Here is a 15,329-nt window from a genome sequence, read left to right on the forward strand (position 1 = left end):
CACTCTCCTTAACCGTAACGACCGGTAATATAATCTTCTGTTTGCTTCTCAGACGGGGTCGTAAACAGAGTATCAGTATCGGCGTACTCAATCAGTTTACCCATATACAAAAACGCTGTCTGGTCTGAAACGCGCGCGGCCTGCTGCATGTTATGCGTAACAATTACCACGGTATATTTGTCTTTCAAATCGGTGATCAATTCTTCAATGGTCAAAGTCGAAATAGGATCCAAAGCTGACGTTGGTTCGTCCAGCAACAGAATTTCCGGCTCAATGGCAATAGAACGCGCAATAACCAGACGTTGCTGCTGACCACCTGACAAACTGAACGCACTGGCGTTTAGGCGGTCTTTTACTTCGTCCCATAAGGCTGCGCCACGCAGTGACGTTTCTACCGCTTCGTCCAGCACCCGTTTGTCTTTTACACCCTGTAAGCGTAGACCATAAACCACATTCTCATAAATAGACTTAGGAAACGGGTTCGGGCGCTGAAACACCATACCAACACGACGACGCAGCGCTGCTACATCAACATTCTTGTCGTAAATATTGTGGCCGTGCATATCAATCTGACCTTCAATACGACAAATTTCAACCAAGTCGTTCATGCGGTTAATGCAGCGCAGAAGCGTTGACTTACCACAACCCGATGGCCCGATAAACGCGGTTACGCGGTTATTCGGAATGCGCATAGAAATGTCATACAACGCCTGATCTTCACCGTAGTAAAGATCCAGGTTTTTAATATCTAAAGCAGTCTGTTCTGCTGGCAAGTTGTGTAAGTCCAGCTTTTCTAAGTTGCTTGTACTCGGATTTACCGAAATCATAAGTTCAGACCTTTTCGCTAATTCATCAAAACTGTCGTGTTCAACTGTCGCGTTCAACATTAGTGCTCAAGTGAGCGGTATTTTTCACGTAAGTGGTTACGTACGCCAATGGCTGTTAAGTTCAAACCGACAATAACGGTTATCAGCAAGAAAGACGTAGCGTAAACCAGCGGCCGGGCAGCCTCGACGTTCGGGCTCTGGAAGCCTACGTCGTATATATGAAAGCCCAGATGCATAAATTTTCTGTCCAGATGGAAGTAAGGAAAGTTTCCGTCCAGCGGCAACATAGGCGCCGACTTAACCACACCCACCAGCATCAATGGTGCAACTTCACCTGCGGCACGGGCAACGGCCAGGATCAAACCGGTCATAATAGCCGGAGATGCCATGGGCAGAACAATGCGCCAAATGGTTTCCCACTTAGTAGCACCTAAAGACAAACTGCCTTCGCGCAACGACGGTGGAATACGGGACAAACCTTCTTCGGTCGATACAATCACCACCGGTAGCGTCAGAATAGCCAGAGTTACCGCAGACCACAGAACGCCAGGTGTACCAAATGTCGGGCTGGGTAAGGCTTCCGGATAGAATACCTGGTCGAGGCTACCGCCCACCATGTAAACAAAGAAACCTAAACCAAACACACCATAAACAATAGATGGCACACCCGCGAGGTTGATAACCGCTATACGAATCAGCTTGGTCACGGCGTTTTTACCCGCGTACTCGTGCAAGTAAACAGCCGCAATAACACCAAAGGGCGTCACAATAATCGACATTAACAGCACCATAAAAACGGTACCGAAAATTGCCGGGAATACACCGCCCTCGGTATTGGCTTCACGCGGAGGTTCAGATACAAACTTACCAATTTGCTGGAAGAAATGCCCTATTTTTGAGAAAAAACCCATGTCGTTAGGGAAGTTCACATCCAGCACCTGATACATAGGTACTTTTATTTCCTCACCACGCATGTCGCGCATAATCAGTGAATCGCGACCCGCTTTATCGCGCAGTGCAAACAGCTCTTTTTCATATTCAAGATACTCGTTATGCAGTTCTTCGCGACGACGTTCAATGTCGTCCATGGCTTCCTGAGTTAAGTTCCCCTCAAGCTCAAGACTGCGGCTCTCAAGATTGAGCTGGTTTAGTTTGTAATTAACCGCACCTATTTCGCCTTCCTGCAGCGCCATGGCTTCTTCATTAAGCTCTACCGCTCGTTCCATGCGTTGAAACAGCTCTTCACGCAAGTTGCCTTGTGTCGCAACTCGCTCCCCCTGCTGCTCAATCGCAACCGGGTAACCATAAAAGTTTCCGTCTTTGGTTCGCTCAATAACGGCCAGGTCAGCTGGTGTTTCGTCAGCGCGAATAGCCGGCCCTAACACCCAGGCAAAGTCCAGAGGCACGTACTCGCGGTTACCAATTTTCATTAGGTAACGAGTCACTTCTTCGCCCTCGTACTCGTTCATGATAGTGCCCGAGTCACTGACTCGTGAAATTGGCACCGACTCGCTTTCATAAACTTCGCCGATTAAGGTACGCGTTGAACCATCAGCCTGTTCAATAGACATTTCGTGAATAGCTGAAGGCCAGAAAAATGACAGCCCGCGCCAGCCAATCATAAGTACCAGTCCAATAACGGCTATCAGGCTGATACTGACCGAGCCGGCGGTTAACCAGATCCAGGGCTTTCCGGATTTAAACCATGTATTCATTGCTATAAACCTCTGTTCCGGAATTACATCGAGCTGTATTTGTCACGCAAGCGTTGACGGACAAATTCAGCAATGGTGTTAAAGAAGAAGGTAAATATGAACAGCACAAAAGCTGCCAGGAACAAGATTCGGTAGTGCGAGCTACCAACCTCAGATTCCGGCATCTCGACCGCAATGTTGGCAGATAAGGTGCGCATACCTTCGAAGATGTTCCAGTCCATAATTGGCGTATTACCGGTAGCCATCAGAACAATCATGGTTTCGCCCACAGCGCGCCCCAGACCCATCATAACCGCCGAGAAAATTCCCGGACTTGCAGTTAACAAAATGACTTTAGTCAGTGTCTGCCATGGGGTAGCACCCAATGCCAGAGAGCCATTAGATAAATGCTTAGGCACACTGAATACCGCATCTTCGGCAATAGAGAAGATGGTTGGAATAACCGCAAAGCCCATGGCGATACCCACAACCAGCGAGTTACGTTGGTCAAAGGTTATGCCTAGTTCATTGGTTAAATAGCCACGCACATTACCGTCAAACAGAACTTCCTCAACCCAGGGACTCAGGCCAAAGGAGAACCAGCCAACCAGCAAAATAATGGGTATAAGCAACAACGCAGCGCGCCCGTCGGTTACGGTGTTACGAATATTCGGCGGCAGCTTTGACCATAAAAATGCGGTCAATATTATTGTCGCGGGTACCAGCAGCAGAACGGCTATTAGCCCGGGCAGGTACATCTCTATAATCGGTGCCAACCAGAGGCCAGCCAGGAAACCAAGGATAACGGTAGGCAAAGCTTCCATAATTTCTACCGTCGGCTTTACGTATTTACGTACCGAAGGCGACATGAAATAGGCTGTGTAAACCGCTGCAGCTAAGCCAATAGGCACTGCGAACAACATTGCGTAGGCGGCAGCTTTAATAGTACCGAAAGAAATAGGCACCAAACTGAATTTAGATTCAAAGTCATCGGAGCCGGAGGTTGACTGCCACGTGTAGTCAGGCTCTGGGTAACCTTCGTACCAGACTTCCTGCCACATAGCGCTCCAGGTTACCTCAGGGTGTTCATTATCAACATCGAAAACACTGAAGCGGTCGCCACTTTGCATAATAAGATAATTAGCTCGCGGATCGACCATAACGTTTTGCAGCTTGGACTCTAATGGGTTACCGCGATAGAGATCGGCTTCTGAGGTCGTATGAAAAATGCCTAGGTCGCCATTTTCAGAAACCGTGTAGAAGGTCCGGCGATAATATTCTACTTCAATGTTTTCAACCGGAGAGCCGACATCAAAAGAACGAATGTACTGATACTCGCGCCCCTGATCAGTTGATACCTGGAACCACTGAGTAATGAGCCCGGAGTCGTGGGTAACTAAAATAGAGCTGGCACCCGCAAGCAGGTACATACCGGTGGCGTCTCCTTGCTCGCGCGCATCAATTATCATCAATTCCCGTTCGGTGACGTTGCCGGTTAACCCGACGTCAAACACGTGAATTCGGTTGCCCCGACGCGCCATCACCTGACGCAAATCAGGAGTAACCACCAGGTCATCGATACTACCGTTAAGGCTGACCTGGCTAAAAGTTGGCTTTAAGCTGACCTCACCGGTCATAAAGTTTTCTTCAGCAGCGTACTTGGTAATTAATAGATTGTTGCCATTCTGCACCGCAGCAAACAACATCGCTTCACCATCGGTATCGTAAGCGAGCTTTTCTAAAGGCTGGCCATTTTCAGCTACGGTAAGAGGGTCACCATTATTAAGCACTTCAACTCTTGGGGTAATGGTACGCTCGGCTATACCAGTTTTCGGGTCTTCAGCAAAAGTCACCCTGAACTTAGGCTCGACGACTACCGCGGACCCATCATCCAGTCCATACGCATACTGTTTATTAACCGGCAAGCTAGTTGCGAAACTGGTCACTTTATCAGCTTCTACAATTGCTTTAGAGCTGATTATATCGCCCGCTTCACGGTTTGCTGCTCGCTTATCACTTAAAGCGAAAAACTGGAACTCCCCTGAACGCATCAGGCGGTATCCTATTTCGGCTTGCTCTTCCATACCAACAGCACTGACTCCTTCGCTGTTTGGCAAAGAAAAGCTTTGTTGTTCAGTTAAATCAACTGAGCGGAATATAGGCTGGACAACATAAAGTAGATAGAAAAAGATAAGCAACAGCGCTACCAACACCATAATACCACCTAAGGTGACACCATAGCGTGCGGCACGATCTTTAAATAATCGGCCCCGATTAGCGGCTAGTTGTTGAGCTGACAGTGATGCCATCAGAAACCTCAAGTTTGAATACGCGTTACTAAAAGTCTGCAGACAGTTTAGTTGAATAATGTGACAGTATTGTTACACCACTGTCATATTTTCTTAATAATGCAGTAATAGTTATAAAAAAAGCCGGCAGCAAGCTACCGGCTATTCGTTTTCAGGGAAAAATTACTCTAAGCCAAGCTTCTTCAGTTCGGCTTTAACTACCGCATTTGGTAACCCGATGTAACCGTCTTTATTGACAATATCCTGACCTGTTTTTGACAAAATCATGCGCAGGAACTCGCCTTCCGCTTTACCCAAAGGTTTCGTCGGATGCTTATTCACATAAATGTACAGGAAGCGAGCTAATGGATACTGACCTGCCAACGCATTTTCAGCGGTTGCACCAATAAACTCCTGACCTTCGGCTTTAGCGATAGGTACCGCTTTAACGCCTGACGTCACATAGCCTATGCCGGAATAACCAATCGCATTAATTGAGGTAGAAACTGACTGCACCACAGACGCTGAACCCGGCTGCTCGTTCACGCTCGAACGGAAGTCGCCGTCGCATAATGCTATTTCTTTAAAATAACCGTAGGTGCCGGATACCGAGTTACGGCCATAAAGCTGTAAGTCACGGCTAGCCCACTCATCTTCCATGCCGAGGTCGCCCCAGCGGTTCACTTGTTGATTCAGGCCGCACTTACGAGTTGATGAAAATATTGCATCAACTTCTGGAATCGTCAGACCTTCAATAGGGTTATCTTTATGTACAAATACCGCTAAGGCGTCAATTGCAACGCGAACCGGAGTTGGTTTGTAACCGTGGCGTTTTTCAAAAGATTCTATTTCTTTTGACTTCATTGCACGGCTCATAGGACCGAAGTTTGATGTGCCTTCAGTTAAGGCCGGAGGCGCTGTTGAAGAACCTGCCGCCTGAACCTGAATGTTTACGCTTGGGTAGTTACGCTTAAACTCTTCACTCCAGAAGGTCACCATATTAGCCAGGGTATCAGAACCCACTGACGACAAGTTGCCTGATAAACCGCTGACTTTTTCGTATTCTGGTAAATCGTCAGTTGCCGCAGCTAACGAGCTGAACGCCAGTGAACCTGCAACCACTAAACCGGTTAATGTCTTGTTCAAAGTTGATTGAAACATAGTGTATTCACCTCTAAGGGTTATTGAACTGTTTTCGAATTATGGTCAGTTTAAGACGGTTATGTGACAGCTTTATGACAATATGAAAATTTTATGACTAACTGACTAATAGCCCACTCGGTATTCGAAATGAAAAGCGACTGCCTTTTTCCAGCGAGCTATTAATGTCTAATTGCGAGTTGTGATGTTCTATTGCGTGCTTCACTATCGACAGCCCTAAGCCGGTGCCACCGCTGGCACTGTTGCGATCATCCTCAACCCGGTAAAAACGCTCGGTCAGGCGCGGCAAGTGTTCTGCAGCAATGCCTTTACCGTTATCTTTCACGCTAAACTCAACACCACCGGCTACGGTTTTCCAGGTGACTTTTATTTCACCTCCGTTGGGTGTGTAATTAATAGCATTGGTTATTAAATTCTGCATCGCACTGCGCAGCAGATTTTCTTTGCCGTAAATCCGCACGGGTGCAACGTCAAACTCAATCTTATGCTGTTTCGCTTCATTTAAACGCTTCGCTTCAGACTCTAACTGTTCCAGCAAAGCCGGCATATCCACTTCGTGGTCAAAGACATCGTTACTTGGCGTTTCCATGCGCGACAGCGTAAGCAGTTGGTCCACCAGGTTGGCCATGCGGGTGCTTTGCGCATTCATGTTCTCGACGGCTTTTTTCAGCATGGCCGGCGGCGTCTGTTGGGGCTCATCCATCATTTCCAGATAACCCTGCAATACTGTCAGCGGCGTTTTCAGTTCGTGAGACACGTTTGCCACAAATTCACGACGTAAGTTCTCCAGACGTTTTACCTGAGTTACGTCACGGGCAACCAGAAGAAACTGGTCTTCACTGTACGGCATAATGCGAATTTCAATATCCAGGCTGTCACGAATGGGCGACGGAATAGTCAGTTCTTCGTCAAAATTACCGGCGTTCAGGTAGGCATAGAATTCAGGATGCCGAATCAGGTTTGATAACCGCTGTCCGGCGTCATCCGGCCAACGCAAACCAAAATAAAACTGCGCCAGCTTGTTACTCCACAGCAATGCTCCGTCGGCACGGAACACAATAGCAGCGTCAGGCAAAGCTTCAGCAGCTTCACGAAAACGTCGTAATAAGCGAGCTAAAGATTTACGTCTTTTCTGACTGCGTCGCTGCGAGCGATAAATACCATCGTAAATATACGACCAACTACCCGGCGCAGACGGCGGCATGAGAGTGCGGCTTTGCCACAACCATTTAATGAGTTTTTGCTGATAATAATAATGCCAGCAGACCAGCCCTAATAACGCCAGAGCCATGACCGGCCAGAACAGGTCAAACAGCCAGCCAATAAACAAAAACGGCAGCAGAAATAGGCCAAGACTGGTCAGTGACTGCCAGTTAGAGTAGTTCCTGTCCATACTAAATTAGCCTGAACTTAGCGACTTGAAAAACGATAGCCAACTCCACGAACCGTCTGAATCAAACGGTCGTAACCATGTTCGGTCAGGGCTTTACGCAAGCGCCGGATATGAACATCGACAGTCCGGTCTTCAACATAGACGTTAGTGCCCCAGACATGGTCAAGCAGCTGTTCACGGCTGTATACGCGCTCAGGATGTGTCATAAAGAAGTGCAGTAACTTAAACTCTGTCGGACCCATATCAACAGCTTTGTCTTCGACCGAAATACGGTGCGAGACAGGATCAAGTTTTAAGCCTTCAACTTCCAGCGGTTCATCAAGCACCGTTGGCGCAACACGGCGAAAAACGGCACGCATGCGAGCCATGAGCTCTTTAGGAGAAAAAGGTTTGGTAATATAGTCATCAGCGCCCACTTCCAGGCCTTTAACTTTATCCTCTTCCTCACCTCTTGCTGTCAGCATTATGATAGGAATATTACGGGTAAAATCGTCGCCTTTAATTTTTTTTGCCAGCTGCAGGCCTGAGCCCCCCGGAAGCATCCAGTCTAGCAACACCATGTCCGGATATGGTTCAGCAATTTTATCGACAGCAGCGTCAAAGTCGTTGGCTTCCACAGCTTGATAACCGTGTTGTTCCATAACAAAGCTCAACATCTCACGAATAGGCGCTTCATCTTCAACAATTAGAATTCTACGTGACATGCATTGTTTCCCTAATATGAACTGATGGTTCAATTATTACCAAAGAATATGACACTTTTATGAATTGGGACACATCTCTGTAAAATTTCTTATATCAATGCGCAGAGAGTAACTGCAATAATTGGTAAACAATAGGTAAGGAAACAAAAGCAAATAAGATACCGTAGCCGACCATAGCCGCCGATAAACGCGGCGCCAGCCCCGCCATGATAGCCACTGCGCCCGCCGTTATCATAGGTGGCATGGCACTTTCAAAAATGGTGACCTGTACCAACGTGCTGTCAAAACCAAAACCATACAATAAGCCAACGGTGACCAGAGGCATTAGGACCAGTTTCGTCAATAAACCGATAGTTAATGGTGTTTTACTGCCCTTAGGCAAGCGGAATTTCAACTGAAAACCCACCGCTATCATAATGACCGGCACTAATGTCACCGCCAACGAGTCAATTAGCCGCTGAAAAACTTCCGGATAAACCAAAGATTTTGTTAACAACGCAATAATTAGCGCAATAAACGGCGGAAACGTCATAATTTGACGGGTAACACTGCCCACTGTGGGTTTATCGTCCTGTTCACGGTACAAAGCGATAACAATGGTCGAGTAAATTGCCAGACCAAAAAAGGAACCAAACTGGTCGTACAGTAAGCCGTAGACAATAGCGTCACTGCCGTAAAAGGCTTCTATCATTGGGAAACCAAAGAACGAAGTGTTGCCCAGTGGCACACAAATAAGTAACGCGCCGACCACTTCCCGGGGCCATTTAAAGGCTCGCCCTAACAACCATATAAAAACAGCACTAAAGGCTAAAAGAATCCAGGGAATAACAACCGGAATCAGCAGATCAGTAGAAAACTCCAGAGCCGGAACTTTACTGAATATAACGCCGGGTAAGGCAGCGTAAATAACGTAGAGATTGAGAACTTGCGCTGTGTTGTCCGGGCATTTGCCGGTACGCTTCAGGATAAAACCAATAAGTAAATAGAGCCCCAATACAGCGAGGTTGATCATAGCGTGCAGATAGGTTGAGAGTGACCGCTATAGTGTAGCCTGACAAAGAGTGTCAGGCTACTTTTGTGTTTTTCTTTAGTAGAAAACGATTACCAGGAAAAGTCGTGGCGGATACCTACAGCAAAGAAGTCTTGCTCGATACCCGGTGTTGCGCCGCAACCCTTAGTAGAATAGAGGCTGATGTCGCACTCACGGCCGGTGTACCAGGCATAAACGCGAGTGTCGCCGCTGAAGAAGTAATCGGCACCCACAGATAATGAAGCGTCATTATCTGTGTCATCATCTATGGCCTGATACTGCGCTTTAAAAACCCAGTTATCATATGGGTGAGCAGCACTGATCAGGTAACCGTCAGAGTCGTATGACCCATTGATGGTTTCAAATTGCTGCAGTACAACACCAACCCGAGTTTTTCCAAATTTAGTGGCACCTGTTAACTGAGTAACATCATAACCATTCACGTCGCGATCAAAGGCTAGCGCAGCGTAGTACTTGGTTTTCTTTAGCTTGCTGTCACCGTACAACAGACCGAACGAAAAGCCGTCATCAACATTGTCATCTTCTGACGCTATGTAAGTAACACCAAAACTAAACCCCTGATAAGAAGGAGAATAATAAGTCAAAGTATTGTCCGGGCGATTCTCACCCTTGAACAAACTTTTTAAGTCAGCTTCAAAATCTTTAAACTCATCGACTGAACCCTGAGAGTCCTTCAGAAAGGTATCGTAACGACCTATCATCACTTTACCAAAGTTACCGCGCAAGCCGACAACCTGTTCACGGTTAGTCACTGCGTCTTCGTCATCATCTGAGTCAGCTAAATCAACACCAAACTCAATTTGATAAAAAACTTCTAAATCAGACTCCAGTTCGCTGGCACCTTTAAAACCAAAGCGCGATGAATTACTCACCACCTCGGTTTCAGAACCAAAACCGTAGTCATTACTTTGAAACGAAACATTTGCCCGGCCGTATACCGTTAAACTGTCATCATTATTTGCAAAAGCCGAAAAGCTGGCTGCGGTGGCAGCAACCAGTAACGGAACCGAGTATTTATTCATCATTATCCTCACCCAAAAAACATTAAAACTGTATAAATTTCGCGCACATTATAATGAATGAAAAGATTATTACAGTTTTTTTCGTTTTTTAGTCAATCACATGAAACTATTGTTGGGATAAGGTTATAAATACTCGCTTATTGTAAGTTTGCCATTTGCTGTTGCTGCTTATGCTGACTTTTCGCGTATTTAAGCCATTGTTTGGCAGAGCGTTCCGCCCCTTCAATTTCAGCTGCCTGCTTAAAAGATTCAATAGCCTGGTCGTAACGCTTTAAATTCAGTAAGGCCATGCCTTCAGCCAGATACAGATTCCCTTCGTTATCCAGATCACCTCTATTAAAGGCCTGTTCTGCATATTCCACAGCGGCTTCATTGTTATCCAAAGTTAAATACAGCTGAGCTATTTGCGCCGCAAAGTTTCCGTGTTCAACTTTTTCCGAAGCTTTCTTATAGGCACTAATGGCTTTTTCATTCTCTTTAGCCTGAGTATAGGCCTGACCCACAAATTTCAGGTTATCGACAGAGGCATCAACTTTGCCTTTAGACATAGCTTCCTGCATGGTTTCTGCCGCTTTGTACGGCAATTCATTAAAGTAATAAGCCTGAGCTAACTGCCGCCACTCACTGCCTGTTTCGATATACCCCTGTTGATGCGCGGCTTCCAGTACCGCCAGCTGTTTCTCGTCCTGTTCCAACTGCGCGTAAACACCAGCCAGTTGTACCCAATACTCCGGCTTGCTGTAACTGGTCACTAAACGCTCCATGACTTTGGCAACCTGCTCTGGCTGCTCCAGCTCGTAGTGCAATGCGCGTTTTAAAATCAACCAGTTTTCATCTGGTATTTTGTTTTCTGCATCGACAGCTGCAATGGCTTTATCAATTAGAGACAAAGCTTCCCGGTGTTTATCAGCCTGGTAATAAGCTTGTGCTTTTAACACCCAGGCTTTACCCATCTCACCTTCTTCCGCAAGGCCTTCCCATTGGTCTAAAAAGCTAATTGCGCGCTGGAACTGGCCATCACTTAAGGCAAGTTGAGCCAGGCTGTACAGCGTGCTTTTTTCCAAAGATTCAGGAATAGGCGACTCTTTCACAACCTTTTCAAAGTAGTTAATAGCCTCTTTGGTATTGCCCTGCTCGTAATACATGAAACCGTAAAAGTTCCACATCATGGCGCGTTCGTAGCTGTTCATACTATCGGCTTTTTCTGCCACTTCGCCCAGTATCGAAATACCTTCGGCGAGGTTGCCATTATCCGCCTGCTCCTGAGCGCGGGCCAATTGTCCGTATACTTTTTCCCGTAACGCCGGAACCCGTTCAGTCTGTTGTGCCAGCACCGGGTGGGCAAAAGCCAGCCAGCAACTGCAAGCCGCAAAAGCAATGAGTTTAAATTTCATAAGTCACCCAATCAGTTCATTTCAAAGGTCATGCGGTTGCGAACACCGTCCACTTCCACCGCCTCGCCATCAATCACCCGAGGTTTGTATTTAAACTTCAGTACGGCATCCATCGCGGCCTGATCGAAAATTCCTTCGGGGTCAGCTTCGACCACGATAGGATCACGTACCGAGCCCTGTTTTGTTACAGTAAACTCCACCACCACGTAACCTTCTATACCACGCTGCAATGCCCGGCGAGGATACGCAGCCTGAACTTTCACAATAGGCAGATACTCGCCGTCGCTTGCCTGCAACGACATGCCACTGCCAATGTCGGCACCGCTGTCCATATTCGCGGAAAAGTCATAACCCGCCCCACCATCAGTTTCCGCAATATCATTGTTCATCTGCGGCTGAGGTAAGTCCTCCGGTGGCTGCTCGGGTTCCGGAGGGCGTTCAGGTTTGCGCTCCTTTTCCTGCACTTCTTCAGGTTCAGGCGTGCGCACAAAGTCCAGCACGCTGCCTCGCGGCGGTTCGCTCATTGCCCCTTCGCCACCACTGATCAAGGACTGCATCAGGTAAAACAAACCAATGGTGACAAAAGCTGCAACCAGTAATGCTGCCAGGAATCTCATCATTTACTCTTCATCCGTTGCTACAGAAACGTCGTAAACCCCCGCCGAGCGGGCTGCATCCATTACCTTAATTAACACCCGGGTGTTTGATTCCTGATCCGCCTGAATCACCACAGACCCCTGCGGGTTCTCCGCGTACAAACGCTCTATGTTAGCCTGCACTGCCCGTACATCCACCTGGCGTTTATCAATCCAAATTTCGTTGTTTTCGCTTATTGCGATTAAGATATTGGCGCGGTCTTTCTGCACTGCGGTAGCCGCATCAGGGCGGTTCACATCAATACCCGCTTCTTTCACGAAAGAAGCCGTGACAATGAAGAAAATCAACATAATGAACACCACGTCCAGCATCGGTGTCATATCGATAGCACTTTCTTCTTCTTCAATTAAATTGGCAAAATGCTGCTTCATAATCCTGTCCTCGACATCACCTTAGTGACGTTCCAATAAAATTTTATCTTCCAGCTTCATGCGTTCACGACGTGTGGTGCGTTGTAGCCAGGTTGCGGCAAACACTCCCGACAAGGCACCAACCATACCCGCCATAGTCGGAATGGTGGCTTTAGAAACACCCGACGCCATGGAGCGGGCACTGCCAGTTCCGGTCACAGCCATCACATCAAACACTTCGATCATGCCGGTTACGGTACCCATCAGACCCAGCAGAGGGCACAGTGCAACTAACGCTTTTATCACCGGTAGGTTTCCACCTAATGCCAGACTCACGCGGGAAATCATTGCCTGCCGAATTTGCTCTGCGTTCCAGGACGACTTGTCTTCACGCTGCTGCCAACGTTGCCGCGTTTCTTTTACATTTGTACGGTGCCCGTTGAGATAATAAAAAATGCGTTCAAGAATCATCAGCCACATAGTAAAAATGAGGATTCCGATGACCAGCAGAACTTGTCCGCCGGCCTCGATGAAGTCTCTAATTGCATTACTGAATTCAATGAGGAATAACACGGTTACTCTCCTCGCTCAGACCGCTCCGCGATAATGCCGGATGCTTGTTCCTGCAGTATATGAATCAGGTTTTTGCTACGCGTATGCAAAGTCGCGAACAGTAACGTCATTGGAATCGCAACCACCAGACCCAGCACCGTTGTTACCAATGCCTGCGAAATACCGCCAGCCATTAGTTTCGGGTCGCCCGTACCAAATAAGGTAATAGCCTGGAAGGTATTGATCATACCGGTTACGGTTCCCAGCAGACCCATCAGCGGTGCGACTACTGAAATAATCTTAATAAACGTCAGGTTGCGGGTGATTTTAGGCACTTCGCGTAAAATACCTTCGCTAAGCTTCAATTCCAGGGTTTCAGTGTCAGCCTGCGGATACTTTTCTTTCAGCAACATCACCCGGCCCAGCGGGTTATCATCGCTCGGCTTATCTTTTTTCAGCTGACGCTTCACTTTATTACCCAGCAGCATCAGCGAGACAAAGCGTTCCAGTGCAAACAGCAGACCAATAGCACCCAGTGCTAAAATGATGTAACCAACGGTTCCACCCTGATCAATACGTTCCCCCAAACTTGGCGCCTGAACTAACAGACTCAGAATTGAACCACCGGTGGGGTCAAGGCCAAAAGTCACAACGCCGCTGTCAGTTTGCTGAATTTCTTCTGCGGTACTGAGGTAACGTCCTGATGGCTGACGAACCAGCTCAGCAACCGAGCCGGTAGAACTCATACGCTCCAGGTATTTGCCGTCTGACACTAAGTTAAACGAACCAACACGAACCACTTGTTGCTCTTCTTTGTCACCATCGGCCTCAGTTACCTGAGTGGTAAATTCCGCAATTTTACCTGACTCGGTCATTTCCTGTTGTAACGCAAACCAGACACTTTCAATGTCTTCAATAGAGGCCAGCTTAGACGAAGACCCCATACGTTCAGCAAGTTCGGATAACCGCTCGGCACGGTTAGGGAACTGAGCAGAAATAACTGAGTTTTCAAAGTTACTGGAGGCATCGTTAGCTACCTGCTGCAGCACACCGAATAGCTCTTTTAGTGAGCCCATACGCTGCGTTAAAGTATCGCTCAGGTTGCCCAAATCAACTTCGTTCTGCTCGAACTGAGTTTCCAGTTGTTCCGCTCGTTGTTCCAGACGATTGCGCTCGGCAATAGCGGCCTCAAGCATGGCTTTTTGTTCTTGCTCTCTTTCACGAAAGCGCTGTTCACGTTCTTTGTTGTTCTGCGACTGAGAAAACTTTCCCTGTTGCAGTTGCTGCAAAAGCTCATCCAGGTTAATTGGGTCTTGCGGAGCTGGTGCTGCTAAGGCGGTAACAGAAGTGACTGCCAATACCGTCGCTGAAAACCATTTTGCAATATGCTTACTTAATCTCATGGCTATCACCCCTTATTGCCCGGCGCTGTTGTTAGTGGAACTGGTCGATTTATTTGCGAACAAAGGCATCATCAGTAAATCTGGTGCCAGTTGTTTTCTGGCAATACGAATAGCTTCTTCAACTGCAGGTAAGTGCTTACTATCAAGCTCTTCCCAACTGCGCGTTTCCTGATTCCACAATCCAAGATGTTCACCGTCGCGGGTTTTATAAATTAACGCGACACGACCCACACGCAGGAAGGTGACGTCTTGTTGCTGACCATCAATTTCGTGCTCGGCGGTATAAGCTTCAATGTTGCGACCGTAGTCAGCCTCTATCTGGTAAGCTTCCATAACCCGACGAAACTTCTCAGAAACGTCAACGTTAGCTCTTTCCATCAGGTCGTTCAGCTGCTGTAAGCGTTCACTTCGCTCTATCTGCAAAAACGGCACATCCAATTCAACAAAAGACTCAAGCGAGTCAATCATACGTAACATCAAGGGAGTAATTTGACGCTCAACATAACTGACCTGATCAATAGAGTTATTGATGTCGCTTTTTTCGCTTTCCTGACTATCGATTTGCTGCTCGACTTGTGCGGTATAAACCTTTAACCCATCAATTTCTTTCATGATGCGTTTATACTGTTGCAGTCGTTCCTGCATATCATCGGAAATTTGGTCTATAGTCAGCTGCGACTGACGAGCAGATTCATTGATAGAGGAAGCCTGCTCAACCACAGGTTCCAGTGTGTCCTGTTGCGAATAAGCCGGAGCCGCGACTAAGGCTGCAACAGCTAAAGCGCCAGCAGAAGTAATTAACTTCATAAGTTATGACCTTTGTGAATTAATTT

General features: G+C 47.3%; 14 protein-coding genes. All 14 read right to left on the minus strand.

All coding sequences use genetic code 11. The annotated features are described in order from the left end of the window. Positions 1-8: 8 nt before the first annotated feature. The 14 genes from pstB to ACP7H9_RS05070 all read right to left on the minus strand — a co-directional run bounded on the left by pstB (position 9) and on the right by ACP7H9_RS05070 (position 15,303). A complete protein-coding gene (pstB, locus tag ACP7H9_RS05005) occupies positions 9-827 on the minus strand; it encodes a phosphate ABC transporter ATP-binding protein PstB (RefSeq protein WP_034822279.1) in 819 nt (272 codons plus the stop codon). A 59-nt stretch (positions 828-886) separates the two neighbouring features. Next, a complete protein-coding gene (gene pstA, locus ACP7H9_RS05010; RefSeq protein WP_439222302.1) occupies positions 887-2,542 on the minus strand; it encodes a phosphate ABC transporter permease PstA in 1,656 nt (551 codons plus the stop codon). Positions 2,543-2,565: 23 nt separating this feature from the next. Continuing rightward, entirely contained in the window at positions 2,566-4,830 is a 2,265-nt protein-coding gene (locus ACP7H9_RS05015) for an ABC transporter permease subunit (protein ID WP_439222303.1), read from the minus strand. Positions 4,831-4,992: 162 nt separating this feature from the next. Next, entirely contained in the window at positions 4,993-5,970 is a 978-nt protein-coding gene (locus ACP7H9_RS05020; RefSeq protein WP_273025197.1) for a phosphate ABC transporter substrate-binding protein, read from the minus strand. Between the two features lie 97 nt (positions 5,971-6,067). Next, positions 6,068-7,363 carry a phosphate regulon sensor histidine kinase PhoR gene (phoR, locus tag ACP7H9_RS05025; protein ID WP_273025198.1) on the minus strand — a complete coding sequence of 432 codons (1,296 nt, stop codon included), beginning with the start codon at positions 7,361-7,363 and terminating at the stop codon, positions 6,068-6,070. A 17-nt stretch (positions 7,364-7,380) separates the two neighbouring features. Beyond that, positions 7,381-8,067: a phosphate regulon transcriptional regulator PhoB gene (gene phoB / locus ACP7H9_RS05030; RefSeq protein WP_114981714.1), complete on the minus strand. Its 687-nt coding sequence runs from the start codon at positions 8,065-8,067 to the stop codon at positions 7,381-7,383. Positions 8,068-8,161: 94 nt separating this feature from the next. Continuing rightward, the gene (locus ACP7H9_RS05035) at positions 8,162-9,079 is read right to left on the minus strand and encodes an AEC family transporter (protein ID WP_114981713.1); all 918 of its coding nucleotides are present in this window, start codon (positions 9,077-9,079) and stop codon (positions 8,162-8,164) included. 89 nt (positions 9,080-9,168) lie between these two features. Continuing rightward, positions 9,169-10,143 carry a porin gene (locus tag ACP7H9_RS05040; RefSeq protein ID WP_439222304.1) on the minus strand — a complete coding sequence of 325 codons (975 nt, stop codon included), beginning with the start codon at positions 10,141-10,143 and terminating at the stop codon, positions 9,169-9,171. Between the two features lie 134 nt (positions 10,144-10,277). Continuing rightward, entirely contained in the window at positions 10,278-11,534 is a 1,257-nt protein-coding gene (locus ACP7H9_RS05045) for a tetratricopeptide repeat protein (protein WP_439222305.1), read from the minus strand. 11 nt (positions 11,535-11,545) lie between these two features. Further along, positions 11,546-12,154 (minus strand): energy transducer TonB, encoded by a 609-nt coding sequence (locus ACP7H9_RS05050; RefSeq protein ID WP_153849692.1) that lies wholly within the window; start codon positions 12,152-12,154, stop codon positions 11,546-11,548. Next, on the minus strand, positions 12,155-12,562 hold the full coding sequence (locus tag ACP7H9_RS05055) for an ExbD/TolR family protein (protein WP_253618993.1): 408 nt from the start codon (positions 12,560-12,562) through the stop codon (positions 12,155-12,157). A gap of 21 nt (positions 12,563-12,583) precedes the next feature. Further along, positions 12,584-13,114, minus strand: a complete 531-nt coding sequence (locus tag ACP7H9_RS05060) for a MotA/TolQ/ExbB proton channel family protein (protein ID WP_114981709.1) — start codon at positions 13,112-13,114, stop codon at positions 12,584-12,586. 2 nt (positions 13,115-13,116) lie between these two features. Then, a complete protein-coding gene (locus ACP7H9_RS05065) occupies positions 13,117-14,496 on the minus strand; it encodes a MotA/TolQ/ExbB proton channel family protein (RefSeq protein ID WP_439222306.1) in 1,380 nt (459 codons plus the stop codon). Between the two features lie 12 nt (positions 14,497-14,508). Further along, complete coding sequence (locus ACP7H9_RS05070; RefSeq protein ID WP_110014118.1) at positions 14,509-15,303, minus strand: DUF3450 domain-containing protein; 795 nt, start codon at positions 15,301-15,303, stop codon at positions 14,509-14,511. Positions 15,304-15,329 lie beyond the last annotated feature (26 nt).

Origin of the sequence: Idiomarina sp. ST20R2A10 (assembly GCF_051842345.1) — a bacterium.
In the GTDB taxonomy this organism is placed as follows: Bacteria; Pseudomonadota; Gammaproteobacteria; order Enterobacterales; family Alteromonadaceae; genus Idiomarina; species Idiomarina loihiensis.

Bases quoted from the DNA above. Each gene is read 5' to 3' on its own strand.
- ACP7H9_RS05020 (WP_273025197.1), bottom strand. From the start codon at position 5,970: ATGTTTCAATCAACTTTGAACAAGACATTAACCGGTTTAGTGGTTGCA.
- pstA (WP_439222302.1), bottom strand. From the start codon at position 2,542: ATGAATACATGGTTTAAATCCGGAAAGCCCTGGATCTGGTTAACCGCC.
- phoB (WP_114981714.1), bottom strand. From the start codon at position 8,067: ATGTCACGTAGAATTCTAATTGTTGAAGATGAAGCGCCTATTCGTGAG.
- pstB (WP_034822279.1), bottom strand. From the start codon at position 827: ATGATTTCGGTAAATCCGAGTACAAGCAACTTAGAAAAGCTGGACTTA.
- ACP7H9_RS05045 (WP_439222305.1), bottom strand. From the start codon at position 11,534: ATGAAATTTAAACTCATTGCTTTTGCGGCTTGCAGTTGCTGGCTGGCT.
- ACP7H9_RS05050 (WP_153849692.1), bottom strand. From the start codon at position 12,154: ATGATGAGATTCCTGGCAGCATTACTGGTTGCAGCTTTTGTCACCATT.
- ACP7H9_RS05065 (WP_439222306.1), bottom strand. From the start codon at position 14,496: ATGAGATTAAGTAAGCATATTGCAAAATGGTTTTCAGCGACGGTATTG.
- ACP7H9_RS05015 (WP_439222303.1), bottom strand. From the start codon at position 4,830: ATGGCATCACTGTCAGCTCAACAACTAGCCGCTAATCGGGGCCGATTA.
- ACP7H9_RS05055 (WP_253618993.1), bottom strand. From the start codon at position 12,562: ATGAAGCAGCATTTTGCCAATTTAATTGAAGAAGAAGAAAGTGCTATC.
- ACP7H9_RS05035 (WP_114981713.1), bottom strand. From the start codon at position 9,079: ATGATCAACCTCGCTGTATTGGGGCTCTATTTACTTATTGGTTTTATC.
- phoR (WP_273025198.1), bottom strand. From the start codon at position 7,363: ATGGACAGGAACTACTCTAACTGGCAGTCACTGACCAGTCTTGGCCTA.
- ACP7H9_RS05040 (WP_439222304.1), bottom strand. From the start codon at position 10,143: ATGATGAATAAATACTCGGTTCCGTTACTGGTTGCTGCCACCGCAGCC.
- ACP7H9_RS05070 (WP_110014118.1), bottom strand. From the start codon at position 15,303: ATGAAGTTAATTACTTCTGCTGGCGCTTTAGCTGTTGCAGCCTTAGTC.